Below are 18,457 nucleotides of genomic sequence, written 5' to 3'. Positions count from 1 at the left end.
AACGTATGATCCCCAATTGATGCAGTGAGGGTGCGCGCATGAGTTTGCCCACTACCGATGTGAAAACCGAAGACCTGTCCGCTCAGACTGCCATCACGAAGCAGCTGATCGTGCAGAAGTTCGGTGGCTCCTCGGTGTCCGACGCTGAAGGCATCAAGCGTGTTGCCCGCCGCGTGGTTGACGCACAAAAGGCCGGCAACGAGGTTGTCGTGGTGGTTTCGGCCATGGGAGACACCACGGATGAGCTCCTGGACCTCGCCGCCCAAGTCACCGATTCCGCTCCCGCCCGCGAAATGGACATGCTCCTCTCAGCAGGCGAGCGCATCTCCATGGCCCTTCTGGCCATGGCCATCAACAAGTTCGGCGCCTCTGCCCAGTCGTTCACCGGTTCACAGGCCGGCATGATCACGGACGGCATTCACGGCAAGGCCCGCATTATCGACGTCGACCCCCACCGCATCCGCACTGCCCTGGATAAGGGACATATAGCGATCGTCGCCGGTTTCCAGGGCATGAGCCACAGCACCAAGGAGATCACCACCCTTGGCCGCGGCGGATCCGATACCACTGCGGTGGCTCTCGCCGCCGCGCTGGAAGCCGATGTCTGCGAGATCTACACGGACGTCGACGGCATCTACACGGCGGACCCGCGCGTGGTCTCGACGGCACAGAAGATCGACCGTATCTCCAGCGAGGAAATGCTCGAATTGGCAGCTTCCGGTGCCAAGATCCTGCACTTGCGCTGCGTGGAGTACGCCCGCCGCTTTGGCGTGCCACTGCACGTCCGTTCCTCATTCAGCCACAACGAAGGCACCTGGGTCCTCCCCAGCGCCGATGACAAGATCACGATTCAAGAGGGAGTTGCCTTGGAGCAGCCAATCATCTCCGGCGTTGCACACGACCGTTCGGAAGCCAAGGTCACCGTGGTCGGCGTCCCGGACATCCCCGGCAAGGCCGCCGCAATTTTCCAAGTCATCGCCAAGGCACACTCGAACATCGACATGATCGTTCAGAACGTGTCCACTCACGGCACCGGCCGCACGGACATTTCCTTCACGCTGCCCATCGTGGAAGGCGCCGACGCCCTCACTGCCCTCCGTGCCGCGCAGCCGGAGATCGGCTTCGAAAGCATCGAATACAACGAAAACGTCGGCAAGCTTTCCCTGATCGGCGCCGGTATGCGTTCGCACCCGGGCGTCTCCGCCACGTTCTTCAAGGCGCTTTCGGACGCGGGCATCAACATCAACATGATCTCCACCTCGGAAATCCGCATCTCCGTGGTCACCCATGCCGATCTGCTGGATGACGCCGTGCGCGCCATCCACAAGGCGTTCGGGCTCGACGGCGAAGCCGAGGCAACCGTGTACGGCGGCACCGGCCGCTAGCCGGCCTCCGCCGTCTGGCACCGCCGCCGGGAACACATAGCCGGGCGCCCGCCGTCGGGATCTAAGGCACTTAAACGTGAAAGAACCGGGGCTCACGCTCCGGTTCTTTTGCTTTCCTGGGGCTTTCGAGCCGCCCCGCGGCCTTAAGCGTCTTCCTTACGGACTCCGTAGTGGTGGCCTTGGTCATCTGTTTCGACGACGAAATGCCCCAGGTCTTCTTCCGACGCTGTCTCGAAGTCGTCGTGCTTGTGGACTACGGGCGTATCAATATCGCCCCGCGTCGCCGGGCCGAACCAGAAACGCAGTCGATCTGTCACCTTCATAAAGCTATCGAGTGCATGTCCCACAATTCCCACCTCCTTCCCCGCTGCGAGGTCCAGCCATGAGGTTGGAGCTGAGTGGTTCCAGTGAGGCCAATTTTACGCCCGGAACCCGCAAAAGGCCCGAGATCTGCGTCCATCGGGTTAGCGGAGGGATTTGTCGTCAGGGTTCTTGGGGACCACGTAGGTGCTGCCGTCCGGTCTGCGGATGGTCTCCCATTGCTGCGCTTCGGCCTGGCGCCGCGCGAGGAGGAGCCGGTTCTCCTCGGTCATTTCGTGATCCAGGGAACTGCTGTGCGCTGGCCCGAAGATGATCCGCAACTTGCCCGTTGCGCGCATGAATCTCTGGGTCATGGTCTCTTTGGCCACCTGGTCTACCCTCTCTAAAAGGATCTTGTCTGTTAAGAGTACACTAACAATTAGTACACTAACTATTCCGGCCAGGACGGCCGGCACACGACACAGAATGGAGCAAGCGATGGCTACCGCAGGCACTCCCGTTGCCCTCGAAACCACCACGCCGCCCGAAGACGAGCTGTTGCTTGAGCGTCAATTGTGCTTCGCACTGACGGTGGCGTCGCGAAGTGTGGTGGGCGTCTACAAGCCGGTGCTCGAAAAGATGGGGCTGACACATCCGCAATATCTCGTGATGCTGGCCCTGTGGGAACGCAGTCCCCGCACCCTCAAGGACATCAGCGAGGCACTCCTGCACGAGCCGGCCACCCTCTCGCCCATCCTGCGCCGGCTCGAAGACGCAGGCTTCGTGACCCGCAACCGCATCCACGGAAACGAGCGGGCCCTCGCCATCGCCCTTACCGAAGCCGGCGCCGCCCTCAGGCAGCAGGCAACGGCCGTGCCGGGAACCATCATGGATCGGCTCCACCTCACGCGGACCGAAGTGGCGGAACTGCACCGTGCCATGACCGGGCTCATCGCGGCCACTCAACTCCCCGGAGCGGCCGCCGGGCGATAAACTGGCAGGAATCAAGGAGAACCCCCATGCGCCTGCGAATAGTCCGGTACGTTCTGGCTGTCCTCGCCGTCGCTGGGCTCGCCGCCTGCACGTCGGGCACCGGAGGCGGCCCGCCCAGCAGCTCGGCCCCGGGCAGCAGTACGTCCTCCACGCCGTCGTCCAGCCCCACCGGACTCCTGCCGGACGAGACTGAATCTCCCAGCAGCAAACCGACCGCTTCCTTCACCCCGGGCGCACCCACTACTCCCGGCCGCGGAGATGCCGAACTTTCCATCATCGTCAAGCCGTCCGCCACTGCAGCCGCGGAAAGCTATACGCTCGTCTGCACCGGCGGCGTCCCCGCCGCGGAGAGCCACCACCCCACCGCAGCTGCAGGGTGCGCAGCCTTGAAGAAGAACCCCGCCCTTCTCACGCGCACACCCCGCACCAGCGACCAGGTTTGCACCCAGCAGTACGGCGGTCCCCAGACGGCAACAGTCACCGGAGCCGTGGATGGCGTGGGCGTCGAATCCTCCTACAAACTCACTGACGGCTGCGAAATCGCCGCATGGGCCGCCGTCGCTGACATCCTGGGTTCCAGCGGTGCCGGGGCCTAGGCAAAAGCACCTCGAGCAAGAGAAATGGCTTGCGCTTGAGGCCGCCCACCATGCCCGCGTTGAGCGCTACGCCAAGCCGTATTTGGCCCGGCGCTCCGCAGGCCAGAAGCATCCCGTGGAAGACTTCCTCTTCACCTACTACACCCAGAAACCCGGCCAGCTTCTGCGCTGGCACCCCGGCGACGGCGTCATCCTCTCCGGCCCCAAGGCGGCAGAGCGGGCGGGGTGGAAGTATTACCGATTGCTCGACGACGGCGCGCTGGCGGACGCGGGCCTGCCTACCGGTACCGTCGCGGTCACCTTCGATCGCAGCCGGTTCGTGGCCGACCGCACCGAAGCCGTCCGCTTCGCGGGGATCATCCTGGCGGGGACTGTTGCACGGCCCGCCCAGTTTGGCTGCTTCGGCCTGCACGAGTGGGCCATGGTGTACAGGCAGGACAAGTTCCATCTTCGCCACGAATACCTCACGCTGCGGCTCGGCTCCCAAGCCACGGACGCAGTGGTGGAAGACAACCGGATCCGATGCTCGCACTTCGACGCCTTCCGTTTCTACACTCCGGACGCCACCCCACTCAACGAGCTCACCCCCACGCGGGAAAACCAACGCACCATGGAGCAACCCGGTTGCCTGCACGCCAACATGGACCTTTACAAGTGGGCATACAAACTGACCCCGGCGCTGCCCAGCGAGCTGGTGATGGATTGCTTCGAACTGTCTTGGCGGATCAGGGCCATGGACATGCAGGCCTCCCCATACGACCTCGAAGAATGGGGCTATCCGGCCATCAGGATCGAGACACCGCAGGGCAAGGCCGAGTACGTTGAGTATCAGCGGGCATTCGCCGCCGAAGCCCAGGAGCTCCGCGCGCGGGTCCTGGACGAAGTGCGGCCGCTTCTCAAGCTCCTGGTACCGGCACAGTCTCACAAAGGACACTCATGACTGCAAGCAATGGAAAGTACGACGTCGAACTCACCATCACGCTGACTGAGGCACCAGGCGCCGTGGATCACGAGTTCGTCCTGCTCGGCTCGGGCGGCGAAGTCTCCGAAGGCTCGACTCTTCCGGACGCTCGCGCGGCGCTTGCCGCCGTCGAGCAATTCGGCGAAGAGATCTTCTTTCCGGTTCCGCGGCCGGACCGGATTTGCACGCAGCAATACGGCGGTCCGCAGGTGGCCGTGGTGACCGGCCGGTTCCGCGGCCGCGAGGTCAGCAGCCGCTTCAGCCGGACGGACGGCTGTGAGATCGCCCGCTGGCGCACCATGGCCACACTCCTCGGCGGCATTTCCGGATCCACTGGAAACTTCTAGCGTCCGGCGAATAACAAGGGAGCGGCCGGCGGGATATGCCACCGGCCGCTCCCTTGTCTTTCTTGTCAGAGGATCATCGCCTCATCAAAGGGCGTTGTTTGATTGGTCTCCTTCGTCATTCTGGAGTTTGCTTTTGCCATGCCCGCCCTCTTGTTCATCCTTCGGCACCACGGACACGCTGCCGTTTGCCGAGACCAGGACGGACACAAACGTCGGCGAGCTGGTGCCGGCAAACGTGAGTCGGCCGAGGTAGGAGCCCGGAGTCAGATCGCTCCACGCAAAGGTGAGTGTCCCGGTCTTGCCATTCTTCAGCTTGACCGGGTTAGGCGTTACCGTGGCGTTGCCTTGGTTTGCGCCCAGAATGGCGACATCAACGCTGGCCTTGGTAGCCCGACCATTGGGGCTGGCAGACAGGTTCGCGATGATGGTGTATTCCCCTGGCTCCGGGTTGTCGAGGGAGAGCGATTCACTGGCGCTGGGAGTGGCAGCCGTGAACAGGTGCCCCGACGGCGAGAACACATAGAGATCGAAATCCGCGGTGGGATCGGAGGAAATCACGGAGAACTTCGCGAACGCAGTTCCGGGGGCAACCGTGGCGGTCTTGACGAAGTTCGAGGCATTGTTCGCCACAGCCACTGGACCTGGAACAAGCTCCGCGGCGGAGGAATCAGCCTTGGAGAGACCGTCAACGGTCACGGCCGTGGGCGAGTCGGAACCGGAGACGATGTTTATGTCCGCCGATCCGCTTGCCTGCTGGGACGTGAAGGCGACACTCTTGGAGGCCAGCACCGACTGCGGACGGACCGCAATTGGAGAGACCACCGACTTGTTGGCGCCTTCCCACTTCAGGGATCCAATCGCGAATGTACCCAGTGCCGCGTTCTGGTTTTCGAAGGTCACCTTGAAGGTCTTCTTCTGGCCGGCCTCGTTGAAGTTCAGCACGGACGGAGTGACCGTGACGTCAACGCCGGGGACGTTGGCCGTGGCCCGGTACAGGCCCGGGGTCAGGGCCGTAACCGTACGTGTGACCTCGATCTTGCCGGCCAGGTTTCCGAGGGCGAACGACGGAAGGTTCATGTCGCGCGGCAGGGTGGAACCAAGGCCCGGCATGCCCAGATCGACGCCGGTTCCCTGGATGAACTTCAGGTAGTCCTCGGTTCCGGCGTCGTAGACCAGGCCCGGTTCCAGCACACTGGCCGGGTTCATCTCTCCTGCACCGGTGGCGAAGACGTCCTGGTTCTTGGTTCCATCGGCCAGCTTGACGTCACTCGCCGTCGTCATCATGGCCGATTTGACCGCTGCCGGTGACCAGTCGGGATTCTTCGCCATGATCAAGGCTCCGAAACCTGCAATGTGCGGCGACGCCATGGACGTACCGGACATGAATCCGTATTCATCACCTTTGCTCCCAATGGGCGAAACACCTGCCAGCACGGCAACACCAGGAGCCGAAACGTCCGGCTTGAGCAGATCCGAATCGGTGGCAAGGAGCGGGCCGCGGGAGGAGAATCCGGCGATCTGCGGCTGTGCCTCGAGCGGAAGCCCGGTGGTGTCGTGGTCAACCAGGGAAACAGTAATTTCGGGGTTGACTCCCACTTTGTCCTTGATGGCCTTCGTGGCCGGCGGATTCACGTGGACTGTGGGAACAGAATGCTTGTCAGTGTCCAGCGAAGAACTGGTGAGGTTCACGAGTATCATGCCGACACCTCCGCCACGGAGCACCTCGGCGCTCTTGGCGACGCGGTCAACCACGCCTCGGTCACACACCACTACCTTGCCCGCGATCTTCGCCGGGTCCAAGGACCCAGGTGCGCAGAGCGCCGCGTTGCCGGCGCCTGAGGCGGCGTTTGCAGAGAGCACGACGCCGGCCCCGCTCACCTGGCGGTTCATGATGCTGGCTCCGCGGAACTTGCTGCCGTCGGAGAATTCGATGGTTCCCTGGAGCTCCTGTGAGAACGAGGTAGCCGCAACCGTGGTCATCCAGGGTGCGCCGTGGTTCACGGTGCTGGCCTGGGGGCCCGAGTTTCCGGCGGACGCGGCGACGAAGATGCCCGCCGAAGCGGCAGAGAGGAATGCCAGCGAGACGGGATCCGTGGTGGTGTCCGTGGCACCGGAGATGGAGTAGTTCAGGACGTCCACGCCGTCGGCGATAGCCTGGTCAATGGCAGAGATGGCCGCGGAGCTGTAGCAGCCGCCCGAGTTGGGGTCGGTGTCTTCCCAGCAGATCTTGTAGATCGAAAGCTTGGCGGCCGGTGCAATACCGCTCGTCTTGCCAAAGCTTCGGCCATCTACGAAAGTCTCCACACCAGAGTTGCCCGCGGCGGTGCTGGCGGTGTGCGTACCGTGGCTCGCCACGTCGATGGGCGAGATCTGTTCCTGGGGTCCCCGTCGGGCTGGCGGAACCGATTGCAGGAAGGCATCGGCGAAATAGTGGGCGCCGAGGACTTTGGAATTGCAGGCCGTGCCGTCAAAGGCCGCTCCGGTGCCGGTGCCCTTCTGGCATTCGCCTACGAAGGTATCTCCGTTGGCCTTCAGCATGGCGATCTTGCCGTCACTCGTGCGGTAGGGGACGCCTACCTGCGGGTCCCCTACCAGCGGCTGGACTGGATCGCCGGCGAAGAACTTGCTGGTGGGTGTGTATCCAGTGTCGATGACGCCCACCACGGTGCCCTTGCCGGCCTGGTCCTGGCCGCCGAACTGGGTGTTCCAAACCCCGTTCGGTCCACTGAGGTTGAGGAAATCGGTGGTGGAGTAGTCAGGAGCTGACTGGGTGTCCGGGGCCACGAGGAGAACATCTGGGTTCTTCGCGAGATTGACGGCCTGGTTCGCGGAAAGGGAGGTGCTGAAGCCGTTGATGGCTGTGGTGTAGTCGTGATTGATACTCACGCTCTGTTGCTTGGCCACTTCCTGCTGCTTCTGCTGCAAGTGGGCCTGATACTGCTTCACTTCGGCCTTGCCGACGTCCAGTTTCTTGCCCGGTTGCGGTTTGGTGGGCACATAACCGGGCGTTCCGCCGTCGTAAGTGGCCGCTGGCTTCTCTGCCAGCACCACGACGTATCGGCCATCCTGATAAGTTTTGGGGTCGACATTCCGGGCAACCCCCTCAACCGTTGATCCGAAGACCGTTGAGCCGGAAGCGGGCGCAGCTTGTGCGGGCGTCAACGCCACGGAGGAGAGCAGAACCGGTAGTCCGACGGCTAGCGCCGCAGCTTTTCGAAGCCCCCCGCTTCCAATGAAGCTCTTTCCTTGTGAATTCACGAGTGATTGCACCTTTCCGGGCGATCGTGGCGGTCATGTCAAGATCAATCAACCAAGGATGGACGCCGATTGACAGTTTTTGTAAACAGGTAAAGTCCAGTCGATTCATAGAGTACAGAGCGATAGTGGAATATGACATAGGACACATTTCACGTTTTTTGTCATGTCATTCGGCATCAGAATACATCCGCACGCAGCAGCGGGCACGCCCCCGTCGGGAGGGGACGTGCCCGCTGCGCGGATATTCAGTTGTTGATGACGAAGGCGGACTGAAAGGAGCCTCAGGCGTGTTGGTACGTCAGGCAATCAGCGGCCTCTGCACCAGGGCCGATCCGGACGTCGTGGGCCTCGCACATGAGGTTGTTGTTGTGGGTGCATTCGGAGCGCTGGCAGGCACCGACATGCGCCAAGACCTTGGGGAGTCCTCCCATGAGCGTGGTGTCAATGAAGGTGGCACAGGACGCGTGGTCCGTGGTTCCGCCAATCGTGATCCCGAAGGCGGTACAGCCATGATGGTTGAATCCGCAGCTGCCAACGCTGCATGCGGACACTTCGGCGACGTGCTCGGTCATTGCTCCTCCTGCTTGGATCGGGAATTTCCTTGACAGCAATTCCAAGCTACTCCCGAATACACGCCTTTAACCCGGGAGATTAGCGCATTTGCGCGTACCCTATTGCCCTTCACGTGGTGTCAGCGGACAGGCCGCGCTAAGAATGGATCCCTCGCAACGCGTCGCTGATTTTGGCCCTTGTCGAAGCATCCGGCGGCACGGAAATACGGTTTTCCCGGGCAGCCCGGTCTGCAATGATCCTTTGGAAAACCATCCTCCCCAGGCCGGCAAAAACTGCTGCAAGGACCACGGGCAAAACCATCGACTTAGTGTTCTCGGCCATGCCGCAATCCTAGTGACCCAAACCACGGCGAGCCATAGCCGCCGTCGGGCATTGAAAAACCCCGACGGCGGAAGGCCGCCGTCGCGAATTGGCGCGGTCGGCGAGGCCTCTTCACCGATCTCCCGCAAATAGGGCATGTAGCGATTTGGCCGGTAGAATGGGCGTGCAAGCTCGCGGAGCGCCCCCCTTATTCCGTAAGACACTGCATCCAAACACTGTCGCTGAACGCTGTCGGATGCGGTTCCGGCGTGAGACGGCACCACTCCGCGGCAGCCTTTAACCAAGGTTTAACCAACGCTCACGCACAGGAGTTACCGGATGCCCCGGATCGTCGTCGACGTCATGCCCAAGCCCGAGATTCTGGACCCGCAGGGGAAGGCCATCGTGGGCGCGCTGCCCCGCCTCGGCTTCACCAGCTTTAGCGCAGTCCGCCAGGGCAAGCGCTTTGAACTGACGGTCGACGGCGAGGTGACCGACGCCATCCTCGCCCAGGCCCGCGAAGCTGCCGAGACCCTGCTGTCCAACCCGGTGATCGAAGACGTCGTCAACGTCGAGGTCGTCGAGGCCTGACATGACTGAACTTCCTTTGATCGGCGGAGCCCCCGTCGCCGTCGAGCCCCGCTTGGTCGGGGCCAAGATCGGCGTCGTCACTTTTCCCGGCACCCTCGACGACCGCGACGCCGCCCGTGCGGTACGCCTGGCAGGCGGCACCGCCGTCGCGCTCTGGCACGCGGACACCGAGCTGGCAGATGTGGACGCCGTGGTCATCCCAGGCGGATTCTCCTACGGCGACTACCTGCGCGCCGGTGCCATTTCGCGCTTCGCGCCGCTGATGTCCCGCATTATTGATGCTGCCAACAGCGACGCCAAGCTCCCTGTCCTGGGCATTTGCAACGGCTTCCAGATCTTGACCGAGTCGCACCTGCTGCCCGGCTCCATGATCAAGAACGACCACCTGAAGTTCTTGTGCCGCGACCAGGTCCTGCGCGTGGAGAACAACACCACTTTGTGGACCTCGGACTACGAGGCAGGCCAGGAAATCACTGTTCCGCTGAAGAACCAGGACGGTCAGTACATCGCGGACGACAAGACCCTGGACGCCCTTGAGGCCGAGGGCCGCGTCGTGTTCCGCTATGTCGGCTGGAACCCGAACGGTTCACGCCGCGACATCGCCGGCATCAGCAACGCTGCCGGCAACGTAGTGGGCCTCATGCCGCACCCGGAGCACGCAGTGGAGCCCGGATTCGGTCCGGAGTCCAATGCCGGTACCGACGGCTTGGGCTTCTTCACCTCCGTCCTGAACAAGATCGTGGGAGGCGCACAGTGACTACCTCAGCTGAAACCGTCGGCAAGAAGTTCAACATCGACACCGTCGTGAACGCAGCCAAGACCCCGGACACCGAGCTCCCCTGGGCCGAACTGGGCCTGAAGCAAAACGAGTTCGACGAGGTCGTCAAGGTCCTGGGCCGCCGCCCCACCGGTGCCGAGCTGGCCATGTACTCCGTGATGTGGAGCGAGCACTGCTCCTACAAGTCCTCGAAGAACCACCTGCGCCAGTTCGGCGAGAAGGTCACCGAGGAGATGAAGAAGGACATGCTGGTGGGCATCGGCGAAAACGCCGGCGTCACCAACCTCGGCGACGGCTGGGCCGTGACGTTCAAGATCGAGTCCCACAACTCGCCGTCGTTCGTGGAGCCCTACCAGGGTGCCGCAACCGGCATAGGCGGCATTGTCCGGGACATCATCTCAATGGGCGCCCGTCCGGTTGCCGTGATGGATCCGCTGCGTTTCGGCGCTATCGACCACCCGGATACCGCCCGCGTCATGCACGGCGCTGTGGCTGGCATCGGTGGCTATGGCAACTCGCTCGGCTTGCCGAACATCGGTGGCGAAATGGTGTTCGACTCCGTGTACCAGGGCAACCCGCTGGTCAATGCGCTGGCAGTCGGCGTCATGCGCCACGAGGACATCCGCCTGGCCAACGCCTCCGGCAAGGGCAACAAAGTGGTCCTGTTCGGTGCACGCACCGGTGGCGACGGTATTGGCGGCGCCTCGGTGCTGGCCTCGGAGTCCTTCGACGACACCAAGCCATCCAAGCGCCCCGCCGTCCAGGTGGGCGACCCCTTCGCTGAGAAGGTCCTGATCGAGTGCTGCCTGGAACTGTTCAAGGGTTCGCTGGTTGAGGGTATCCAGGACCTCGGCGCGGCGGGCATTTCCTGCGCCACGTCCGAGCTCGCCTCCAACGGCGACGGCGGCATGCAGGTTGAGCTGACCTCGGTCTTGCTGCGCGATCCCACTCTGACCCCGGGCGAAATCCTGATGTCCGAGTCCCAGGAACGCATGATGGCCGTTGTCACCCCCGAGAACATTGCCGCTTTCGAAGCGGTGATGGACAAGTGGGCCGTGGAGTACTCCTGGCTGGGCGAGGTGACCGATACCGGCCGCCTCATCATCACGTGGGAAGGCGAAGTCATTGTCGACGTCGACCCGCGCACCGTTGCCCACGACGGTCCGGTCTATGACCGTCCGTACTCACGCCCTTCATGGCAGGATTCCGTCCAGGCCGATACCTTCACGGGCTCCGTGCAGGACGCTGGCCGTCCCTCGACCTCCGGGGAACTGGCCGCCGCTGTCACCGAGCTCATTGCTTCGCCGAACATGTGCAGCAAGGCCTGGATCACCAAGCAGTACGACCGCTACGTCGGCGGCAACACCGCCATGGCCTTCCCGGACGACGCCGGAGTAGTCCGCGTGGACGAGGAAACCGGCCTGGGCGTCGCCCTGGCCACCGACGCCAACGGCCGCTACACCTACCTCGACCCGTACCACGGTGCACAGCTGGCGCTGGCCGAGGCGTACCGCAACGTCGCCACCTCCGGCGCCGTGCCGATGGCTGTCAGCGACTGCCTGAACTTCGGTTCCCCCGAGGATCCCGACGTGATGTGGCAACTGGCCGAGTCCATTCGTGGCCTGTCCGACGCTTGCATGGAGCTGGGCGTACCGGTCACTGGAGGCAACGTCTCGCTGTACAACCAGACGGGTACCGTGCCGATCCATCCCTCCCCCGTGGTGGCCGTGTTGGGCAAGCTCGACGACGTCGCGCGCCGTACCCCGTCCGGCTGGAAGGAAGATGGCCAGGCCATCTACCTCCTGGGCACCACAGCCGCGGAGCTGGACGGCTCGGAATGGTCCAACCTGCGCGGACACCTCGGTGGCTTGCCGCCGAAGGTTGACCTGTCCATCGAGCGCCAGCTGGGCGGGATCCTCATCAACGCTTCGCGCGACGGCATGATCGACGCCGCGCACGACCTCTCCGAGGGCGGCCTCGCCGCTGCGCTGGTGGAGTCTGCACTTCGCTACGGCGTCGGCGCCCGGATTGCGCTGGACGAACTGGTGGAGCGCGACGGCGTGGACCTGTTCACTGCATTGTTCTCCGAGTCCCAGGGACGGGCCATCGTGTCCGTCCCGCGCTCCGAGGAAGTCCGGTTCAAGGACATGTGCACCGCTCGCGGCTTCGCCCACCTCCGGATCGGTGTAGTCGACGCTGCCAGCGGCACGTTGGAGATCAACGGCGTGGATGAGCTGTTCTTGGACGCTCTCAGCGAAGCCCACGAGGCCACATTGCCGAAGTACTTCGGCTAACGCCTGGCAACCCCCAACGCGGGGTCACTTACGGCCCAAGAATCCCCTCAGGATGGGCCGTAGATGACCCCGCGTTGTGTTTTCAGTCCTCGCTGTGGAGGTCCCGGCGTCGGGCGCTCAGCAGGTCCAGTTCGGGGCGGGCGGCAACAAAGCGTTCGACGGCGTCGAGCACCTCCACAAGGTGCGCCCTGTCCGGCGCCACCGCGGCAGCGCCGATGAGGGCCCGGCGATGCTGATCCAGGTGCCCGGTTTCGGCGGCAGAGACCTCGAAGCGTCGTTTCAACTCGGCGATCAGCGGACGCACGAGGGAGCGTTTCTCCTTCAGGCTGTGCACCTCGCCGAGGAGGATGTCGAACTCGATCCACGCGATCCACATGCGCCAATGGTACCGAGTGGTCGCGCTCCCTCCCGCTCGGGAGCCCACAGTGGCAAGATGATGGCAGACCAAAGGAGCTCCGTGGGCACAGACGATCATACGAACAAGGCCGCCAATGCAGTGTCCCGGGGCGCCGATTCGGTGGGCGACGCGGTCGATGACGCCAAGGATTCACGGACCGTCCGGGTAGTGGCGCGGGCCGGCTTCGTCGCGTTAGGGCTGATACACCTCCTGATCGGGGTCATCGCCTTGGGGATCGCGCTGGGCGAATCGGGGCAAGCCGACGAAAGCGGGGCCGTGGGCCAGATGGCTGCCACGCCTGGCGGCGCCGTCCTTCTGTGGGCGGGTCTGGTGGCATGCGCAGTCCTCGCGCTTTACATGGCGAGCGACGCTGTGATGGGGTGGAGCGGGCGCGGGGGCTCCAAGCGCTGGATGAAACGGCTCAGGGCAGCCGGGCAGGCGATCGTCTTCGCCGCGGCAGCGGTGACCTTCGGCAGTTTTGCGCTCAGCCGTCCGAGCAGTAGTAGCGAAAAATCCCGTACTGTCAGCGCAGACCTCATGTCCAGCACCGCTGGTACTGTCCTCCTGGTGATCATCGGGGCGGCGTTGCTGGCAGCTGCTGCCACCTACATCTTCTTGGGAATCACACGCAGGTATGAAAAGAACCTGCGCGGAAAACCGTCCGGGCTCTTTGGAGATGCCTTCGCGGTGCTGGGCGTGGTGGGCTATTGCGCGAAAGGAGTGGCTCTCGGCGCCGTCGGGCTGCTCGTCCTGATCGCCACAGCGGCGCACGACCCCTCCCAACAAGGCGGCCTCGACTCGGCGCTCAAGGCCTTCCTGAAACAACCCTTTGGCGGATGGGTGCTGGGGTTCGTCAGCCTCGGACTAATGGCCTACGGGGTCTTCTCCCTGTTCCGCTCCCGTTATCAGCGGCTCTGAGGCGGCCCCCGCGCCCGACGCCGGCAGCAGGCGCTGACAGAGAGCACGACGGCGGCCCCCACCAAAGGTGAGAACCGCCGTCGGGCGCCTATTTAGCTTGGTTGTGCTACTTGGACGTCCCCTGCGACACGGAGCCTTGAAGCTGACGCTGGAAGATGACGTAGACGATCAGCACCGGAACCACGGTGACCGTGACGGCCGCGAACAAGGCGCCGAAGTCCACTGCATAACCCATCTGGCCGGCGAAGGCAGCCAGCCCCTGGGAGAGCACGCGCGGCCCGGCTGCATTGATCGCCACCGGAATCAGGAACTGGTTCCACAGGCCAAGGAAGTTGAAGATGGCCACGGAAGCGAGCCCAGGCTTGGCCATCGGCAACATGACCTGGAAGAACGTCCGCCACTCGCCCGCTCCATCCAAGGCAGCCGCCTCGGTGATTTCGTGGGGAAGGGACTTGAAGAAGGAGAACAGGAAAAAGACGGTGAACGGAAGCGCAAAGCCGACATACACCAGGATGAGTCCCGGCAAAGTGTTCAGCAGGCCGATGTTCCGCATGATGAAGAACAGCGGGACCATGGCCAGGAAGATCGGGAAGGTCAGGCCAGCCAGCATCAGGTAGTAAATGGCTTTGCTGCCCGGGAAGGTGTAACGCGCAAGGATGTACGCACACATAGCACCGAGGACCATGACGATCACGAGCGCCGAACCCACCACAACCACCGAATTCAGGAAGTAGCTTCCGATTCCGGCTTCGCTCCAGGCCCTGATGTAGTTATCGAAGCGCCATTGCGAGGGCAAGGCGAACGGCGAGGCGAAGATTTCGCTGGACGTCTTGAAGGAGGACATGAAAGTCCAGAGCAAGGGCAGGATCACAATCAGGGACCAGATGGTCAGGGCCGTGTGCGAAACCGCGCCCACCACCTTGTCGCCGGTGGTCATGGCCGGCTTGCGGGGGCTGAAGTGCAGCGACTTCATTTCCTGGCTGGCTATTTTGGTAGTCATCAGAGGGACACATCCTTGTCGCCACCCGTGAGCCTGTTGACCAGGAACACGAGGCCGGAGAAAATCAGGGTGGCTACGGCCAGCACAACGCCCATGGCGCTGGCCAGGCCGAACTGGCCCTTGGTGAAAGCGGTGAAGAAGAGCTGCTGGGACATCACCAAGGTGGAGTTGTCCGGGCCGCCGCCGGAGTTGAGGGCGGCCATGTAGACGAACGCATCGAGCGCCAGGATGCCCATGTAGATGTAGGCGGTCTGGATGTTGTCCCGGATCAACGGGATGGTGATGGACACGGCAGTGCGGAAACGTCCAGCCCCGTCAATCCTGGCCGCCTCAAACAGCTCTGCCGGGATGCCCTTGATACCGGCGACGAACAACACCATGTAGAAGCCGATGAAGCCCCATACGATCACGAACATCGTGGCGATCATGGCGGTGCTCTTGTCACCGAGCCAGGCGAAGGACTTGAACTGGTCCATGCCCAGGGACGTGAGGATGCCGTTCAACAGACCTCCGGAAGGATCGTAGATCTGGCCCCACATGATGCCGATCGCAATGGCAGGAATCGTGTAGGGGAAGAAAGAGACAACCCGGTAGAAGCTCGAGTTGCGCAGACCCTTGATCTGGCCCTTGCTGCTGCCTCCCACGGTCACCAAGGTTGCCAGCACCAGGCTGAGGATGATGGTGATGATCGGCAGGAAGATGACCAGCAGGATGTTGTTCCCCATGGCCTTCATGAAGATGTCATCCGTGAAGAGCTTCTGGTAGTTCTGGAAACCCGTGAAATTCATGTTGGGCGAGAAACCGCTCCAGTCCGTCATGGAGTAGTAGAACGCCTGGGCAAACGGAGAGATCACAAAAAGGATGTACATGGCCAGGGGCAGGCCGAGGAAGACCACGAAGAAGCTGATCTTGTCGAACGTCAGGGGCTTGCGCCGCCTCTTGTAGACGGGTGGTGCGGTGTCCGGAACGACGACGGCGGACGCACCGTCGCCGAGCCGGAGTGTTTTTGCTTTCACTGAAGTCACTTCACTTCAATCTTCTTGACCGAGCTGTCGTTACGGACCTTGTCGGTGATCTTCTGCAGGTCCGACGTCAGGGTTGCGACGTCGGATTTTCCGTCGAGGAACGTGTTCCACACGACCAACTGGTCCTTGTTGGTGCCGTAGAGGTCGATGAAGTTCCAGGTGTAGATGTTGTCCCCAGCGTCGCCGAGCAGCTTGGTCTGGGAGACCAAAGCCGTGGATCCGAAGCCATCGGAGGGAACGGTGTCCTTGACGATGGTGGGGGCCAGCTTGGTCTTGGCGAAGTTGGTGGCTGCATCCTTGGACAGCATGACGCGGAGCAGTTCCTTGCCGCCGGCGACGTTTTTGCCTTGCGAAGGAACCACGAACGGCTCGCCTGCTGCACTGTGGAGTGCCGTATACGGCAGCTTGGAGCCTGTGGTCACTGAGGGGACCGGGGCGCCGGTCATCTTGAAGCCGGCCTTGGTCTGGTCCTTCATCTCGTTCTCGATCCACGAGCCGGACGGATAGAACACTGCTTCCTGGGCGTTGCTCCACTGCGCCTGCGCCGCAGTGAACTGCGTGCCGGAACCGCCGGGCTTGAAGAACCCGGCCTTGACGATCTTTCCCATGGCAGTGAAGACGCTCTGGAGTGCCGGGTGGGACCAGCAATCTGCCTTGAGGTTTTCAAGGCCCAGACGGACATCGTGTCCACCTTCCTTGATAGCGGAAGCGATCGCCATTTCCTGGTAGTAGGTGGCGGCTTCCTTGCCCCAAACGAACAGGTACTTGCCCTTGGCCTTGGCCTGCTCGCCGAGCGCATACATTTCATCCCAGGTCTTGGGAACGGACCAGCCGTTGTCCTTGAGCAGGGCGTCGGAGTACCACATCGCATAGACGGTCAGCACGTAGTTCAGGGCGGCCAGCTTGCCTTCGAAGGTACCCGGAGCAAGCACACCGCCATAGAGGGTGTCCTTGATGACCTTGCCTTCGAGGTTCTTGGCGTTGACCACGCTGGTGAGGTCTTCAAGCTGGGCCAGGATGGTGCTGAAGCCGATTGCCTTGGCGCCGGAGTTGTCGATCAAGTCCGGCGGGTTGCCTCCAACGAATCGCGGCTGGAGTTCCTGCGCGATGTCCGTCGAGGGGGCAATCTTGGCGGTGGAACCCGAATGTGCGCTTTCGAAGGCCTTGCCCGCGAAGTCAACATAGTCGATTCCGTAGCCGCCCTTGAAGATCACGGCGTCAACAGTGGACTTGTCTGCCATACCGAACGGATTGGCATCTGAAACGGTCCCCGTAGGACCGGTGGATCCTCCGCCGCCTCCGGCTGCGCAGGAGGCCATCGAGCCGGCCAACGGCACAAGCACGGCCGCGGCAAGCGCGCCGCGGAGGAAACCACGACGTGCAAAGGACTGCTGCTGAACGTTCATCCTAAAACCCTCCAGAGACTCGTAGTACCGACTCTGACGGCGCCTCGGCCGGCAGTGGATCGGTCCGGGCACCGCCGTTGCGACGCGCCCTTCGTGTGACATACTTCACCACGAGTGATTGAAAAGCAATATTTGAGGGCAGTTTCAATCAACTTTTGTCAAAATGTGACCTGACGAAACCGCCCTTCCGGAGGGTTGTTTTGCCTGTTTAGCCCTGTAAATTCAAGGATTTTGCGCACTCGGCAACGGCCTCGCGCGCCCATTGCCGCTGTTGCTCGGTTCCTACCCGCTCAGCCCACTGCTCAGCGAGCTGGAACTCCACCATCGCCTCGGTGCGGCGACCGTCGTCGTACATCGCCCAACCGAGGTTGTTGTGCAGCGAAACCATCCACCGCTTGGTGCGGGGATCCTCGACGGCGGAGGCGTACTCGAGCGCACTTCGCGTCCATGATTCCTGGTGGCCGGAGTCCGCGATGGCCAGCATATGGAGTGCGTCCACGGCGAGGAAATCTTCGCCCAAGAGGTCCCCCAATTCGGCCGCCTGCTCAAAGAGCGGAACGGCCATGGCCGGGTGGCCCGCGTAGTTGAGCAAGCGTCCGCGTTCCAGGAGAATCCGCACCGCAAGGGTAGGCTCCTCTTCGGCGTCGATCCCGTCCAGGAGGGCGTCCGCCTCCTCGAAGCGGCCCTGCAGACCGATGGAGCGGCCTAATTGGGTGGCTAGCTCGGCCCGTTCAAAAGGATCGTAGGCAGGATCCGCCATGGCTTCGCGGAAGCGGGCTTCCGACAGTGCGGGGTCCTCAAAATTCCACAGCTCATCGAGGGTCTTTTGTTCAAGCATCTGGCTCCTCCTGATTGCTTCGGGGCGCTGGAAGGTGCGGTGCACTCACAATCTAACCGAAGCGGAGGACGGGGTCCGCGTGTTACCCCTTGGTGAGGCGAGCCCAGCCCAACTGTTCCTGCTGCTTGCGGCTCAACGACGAAACTACTAGGTCATACGAGTCCTCCACCATGTCCCGGACCATGGTGTCCGGGAGGGCGCCATCCAGGCGCACGCCATTCCAGTGCGTCTTGTTCATATGCCAAGCACCGGTGATTTCCGGATGGGCCGCGCGCAATTGCACAGCCAAGGAAGGATCGCATTTGAGGCTCACCGCCAGGTTCCGGTTGTCCATGGCGGAGGCCGCGAACATCTTTCCTTCCTGCTTGGCTCCCGCGGATACGGCGGAACGGACCTTGAAAACCGATGTTTCCGGGCCGAAAGGGAAGTCCTCAAAAACCCCGGGGAAGCCAAGGCAGATTCGGCGAAGGGTGGCAGCATCCATGCACTGAGACTAG

Annotated in this window: 20 protein-coding genes; 9 read left to right on the top strand and 11 right to left on the bottom strand. The window is 62.7% G+C overall.

Going from position 1 to position 18,457, the window contains the following annotated elements; translation table 11 throughout:
* Positions 1–38 precede the first annotated feature (38 nt).
* Positions 39–1,385 carry an aspartate kinase gene (locus LFT43_RS01800; RefSeq protein ID WP_395800684.1) on the top strand — a complete coding sequence of 449 codons (1,347 nt, stop codon included), beginning with the start codon at positions 39–41 and terminating at the stop codon, positions 1,383–1,385.
* 143 nt (positions 1,386–1,528) lie between these two features.
* Here LFT43_RS01800 and LFT43_RS01795 read toward each other — a convergent pair whose 3' ends face one another.
* On the bottom strand, positions 1,529–1,708 hold the full coding sequence (locus LFT43_RS01795) for a hypothetical protein (RefSeq protein WP_395802851.1): 180 nt from the start codon (positions 1,706–1,708) through the stop codon (positions 1,529–1,531).
* A gap of 141 nt (positions 1,709–1,849) precedes the next feature.
* A complete protein-coding gene (locus tag LFT43_RS01790; RefSeq protein WP_268025533.1) occupies positions 1,850–2,059 on the bottom strand; it encodes a hypothetical protein in 210 nt (69 codons plus the stop codon).
* A gap of 124 nt (positions 2,060–2,183) precedes the next feature.
* On the opposite strand from LFT43_RS01790, the gene LFT43_RS01785 reads away from it, so the two are divergent.
* From LFT43_RS01785 to LFT43_RS01770, 4 genes are read left to right on the top strand one after another with little or no spacing between them, the layout of a single operon-like run.
* On the top strand, positions 2,184–2,678 hold the full coding sequence (locus LFT43_RS01785) for a MarR family winged helix-turn-helix transcriptional regulator (protein ID WP_395800681.1): 495 nt from the start codon (positions 2,184–2,186) through the stop codon (positions 2,676–2,678).
* 26 nt (positions 2,679–2,704) lie between these two features.
* Positions 2,705–3,274 carry an SSI family serine proteinase inhibitor gene (locus LFT43_RS01780; protein WP_395800679.1) on the top strand — a complete coding sequence of 190 codons (570 nt, stop codon included), beginning with the start codon at positions 2,705–2,707 and terminating at the stop codon, positions 3,272–3,274.
* Positions 3,171–4,214: a 3-methyladenine DNA glycosylase gene (locus tag LFT43_RS01775; protein WP_395800677.1), complete on the top strand. Its 1,044-nt coding sequence runs from the start codon at positions 3,171–3,173 to the stop codon at positions 4,212–4,214. Before LFT43_RS01780 ends, LFT43_RS01775 begins: the two co-directional genes overlap by 104 nt.
* The gene (locus LFT43_RS01770; protein WP_395800675.1) at positions 4,211–4,582 is read left to right on the top strand and encodes a serine protease inhibitor; all 372 of its coding nucleotides are present in this window, start codon (positions 4,211–4,213) and stop codon (positions 4,580–4,582) included. Before LFT43_RS01775 ends, LFT43_RS01770 begins: the two co-directional genes overlap by 4 nt.
* An 84-nt stretch (positions 4,583–4,666) precedes the next feature.
* Here the strand turns inward: LFT43_RS01770 and LFT43_RS01765 are convergent, their stop codons facing one another.
* The 3 genes from LFT43_RS01765 to LFT43_RS01755 all read right to left on the bottom strand — a co-directional run bounded on the left by LFT43_RS01765 (position 4,667) and on the right by LFT43_RS01755 (position 8,734).
* Positions 4,667–7,840 (bottom strand): S8 family serine peptidase, encoded by a 3,174-nt coding sequence (locus LFT43_RS01765; RefSeq protein ID WP_395800673.1) that lies wholly within the window; start codon positions 7,838–7,840, stop codon positions 4,667–4,669.
* 281 nt (positions 7,841–8,121) lie between these two features.
* Entirely contained in the window at positions 8,122–8,412 is a 291-nt protein-coding gene (locus LFT43_RS01760; RefSeq protein WP_395800671.1) for a DUF1540 domain-containing protein, read from the bottom strand.
* Positions 8,413–8,548: 136 nt separating this feature from the next.
* Complete coding sequence (locus LFT43_RS01755) at positions 8,549–8,734, bottom strand: hypothetical protein (protein WP_395800669.1); 186 nt, start codon at positions 8,732–8,734, stop codon at positions 8,549–8,551.
* 318 nt (positions 8,735–9,052) lie between these two features.
* On the opposite strand from LFT43_RS01755, the gene purS reads away from it, so the two are divergent.
* The 3 genes from purS to purL are packed head-to-tail and all read left to right on the top strand — an operon-like array spanning position 9,053 to position 12,376.
* Positions 9,053–9,304 (top strand): phosphoribosylformylglycinamidine synthase subunit PurS, encoded by a 252-nt coding sequence (gene purS, locus LFT43_RS01750; RefSeq protein ID WP_028265707.1) that lies wholly within the window; start codon positions 9,053–9,055, stop codon positions 9,302–9,304.
* 1 nt (position 9,305) lies between these two features.
* Positions 9,306–10,061, top strand: coding sequence for a phosphoribosylformylglycinamidine synthase subunit PurQ (gene purQ / locus LFT43_RS01745; RefSeq protein WP_395800667.1), 756 nt, complete (start codon positions 9,306–9,308; stop codon positions 10,059–10,061).
* Positions 10,058–12,376 (top strand): phosphoribosylformylglycinamidine synthase subunit PurL, encoded by a 2,319-nt coding sequence (gene purL / locus LFT43_RS01740; protein WP_395800665.1) that lies wholly within the window; start codon positions 10,058–10,060, stop codon positions 12,374–12,376. The genes purQ and purL overlap by 4 nt, the downstream gene beginning before the upstream one ends.
* An 82-nt stretch (positions 12,377–12,458) precedes the next feature.
* Here purL and LFT43_RS01735 read toward each other — a convergent pair whose 3' ends face one another.
* Positions 12,459–12,752, bottom strand: a complete 294-nt coding sequence (locus LFT43_RS01735; protein WP_395800663.1) for a DUF503 domain-containing protein — start codon at positions 12,750–12,752, stop codon at positions 12,459–12,461.
* Between the two features lie 81 nt (positions 12,753–12,833).
* Between LFT43_RS01735 and LFT43_RS01730 the strand changes: the two genes are divergently transcribed.
* Entirely contained in the window at positions 12,834–13,691 is an 858-nt protein-coding gene (locus LFT43_RS01730; RefSeq protein WP_395800661.1) for a DUF1206 domain-containing protein, read from the top strand.
* 106 nt (positions 13,692–13,797) lie between these two features.
* On the opposite strand, the gene LFT43_RS01725 is transcribed toward LFT43_RS01730, so the two are convergent.
* From LFT43_RS01725 to LFT43_RS01705, 5 genes are all read right to left on the bottom strand, one after another.
* Entirely contained in the window at positions 13,798–14,691 is an 894-nt protein-coding gene (locus LFT43_RS01725) for a carbohydrate ABC transporter permease (RefSeq protein WP_395800659.1), read from the bottom strand.
* Positions 14,691–15,716, bottom strand: coding sequence for a carbohydrate ABC transporter permease (locus LFT43_RS01720; protein ID WP_395800657.1), 1,026 nt, complete (start codon positions 15,714–15,716; stop codon positions 14,691–14,693). Before LFT43_RS01720 ends, LFT43_RS01725 begins: the two co-directional genes overlap by 1 nt.
* Entirely contained in the window at positions 15,713–17,122 is a 1,410-nt protein-coding gene (ngcE, locus tag LFT43_RS01715; RefSeq protein WP_395800655.1) for an N-acetylglucosamine/diacetylchitobiose ABC transporter substrate-binding protein, read from the bottom strand. Before ngcE ends, LFT43_RS01720 begins: the two co-directional genes overlap by 4 nt.
* Before the next feature lie 208 nt (positions 17,123–17,330).
* Positions 17,331–17,960, bottom strand: a complete 630-nt coding sequence (locus LFT43_RS01710; RefSeq protein ID WP_395800653.1) for a hypothetical protein — start codon at positions 17,958–17,960, stop codon at positions 17,331–17,333.
* A gap of 82 nt (positions 17,961–18,042) precedes the next feature.
* The gene (locus LFT43_RS01705; RefSeq protein WP_395800651.1) at positions 18,043–18,444 is read right to left on the bottom strand and encodes an MmcQ/YjbR family DNA-binding protein; all 402 of its coding nucleotides are present in this window, start codon (positions 18,442–18,444) and stop codon (positions 18,043–18,045) included.
* Positions 18,445–18,457: the final 13 nt, after the last annotated feature.

The organism is Arthrobacter sp. FW306-04-A (assembly GCF_044358315.1).
Taxonomy (GTDB): Bacteria; Actinomycetota; Actinomycetes; order Actinomycetales; family Micrococcaceae; genus Arthrobacter.
Note: the sequence above shows the minus strand (reverse complement) of the source record. Positions and strands in the feature narration are given on the sequence as shown.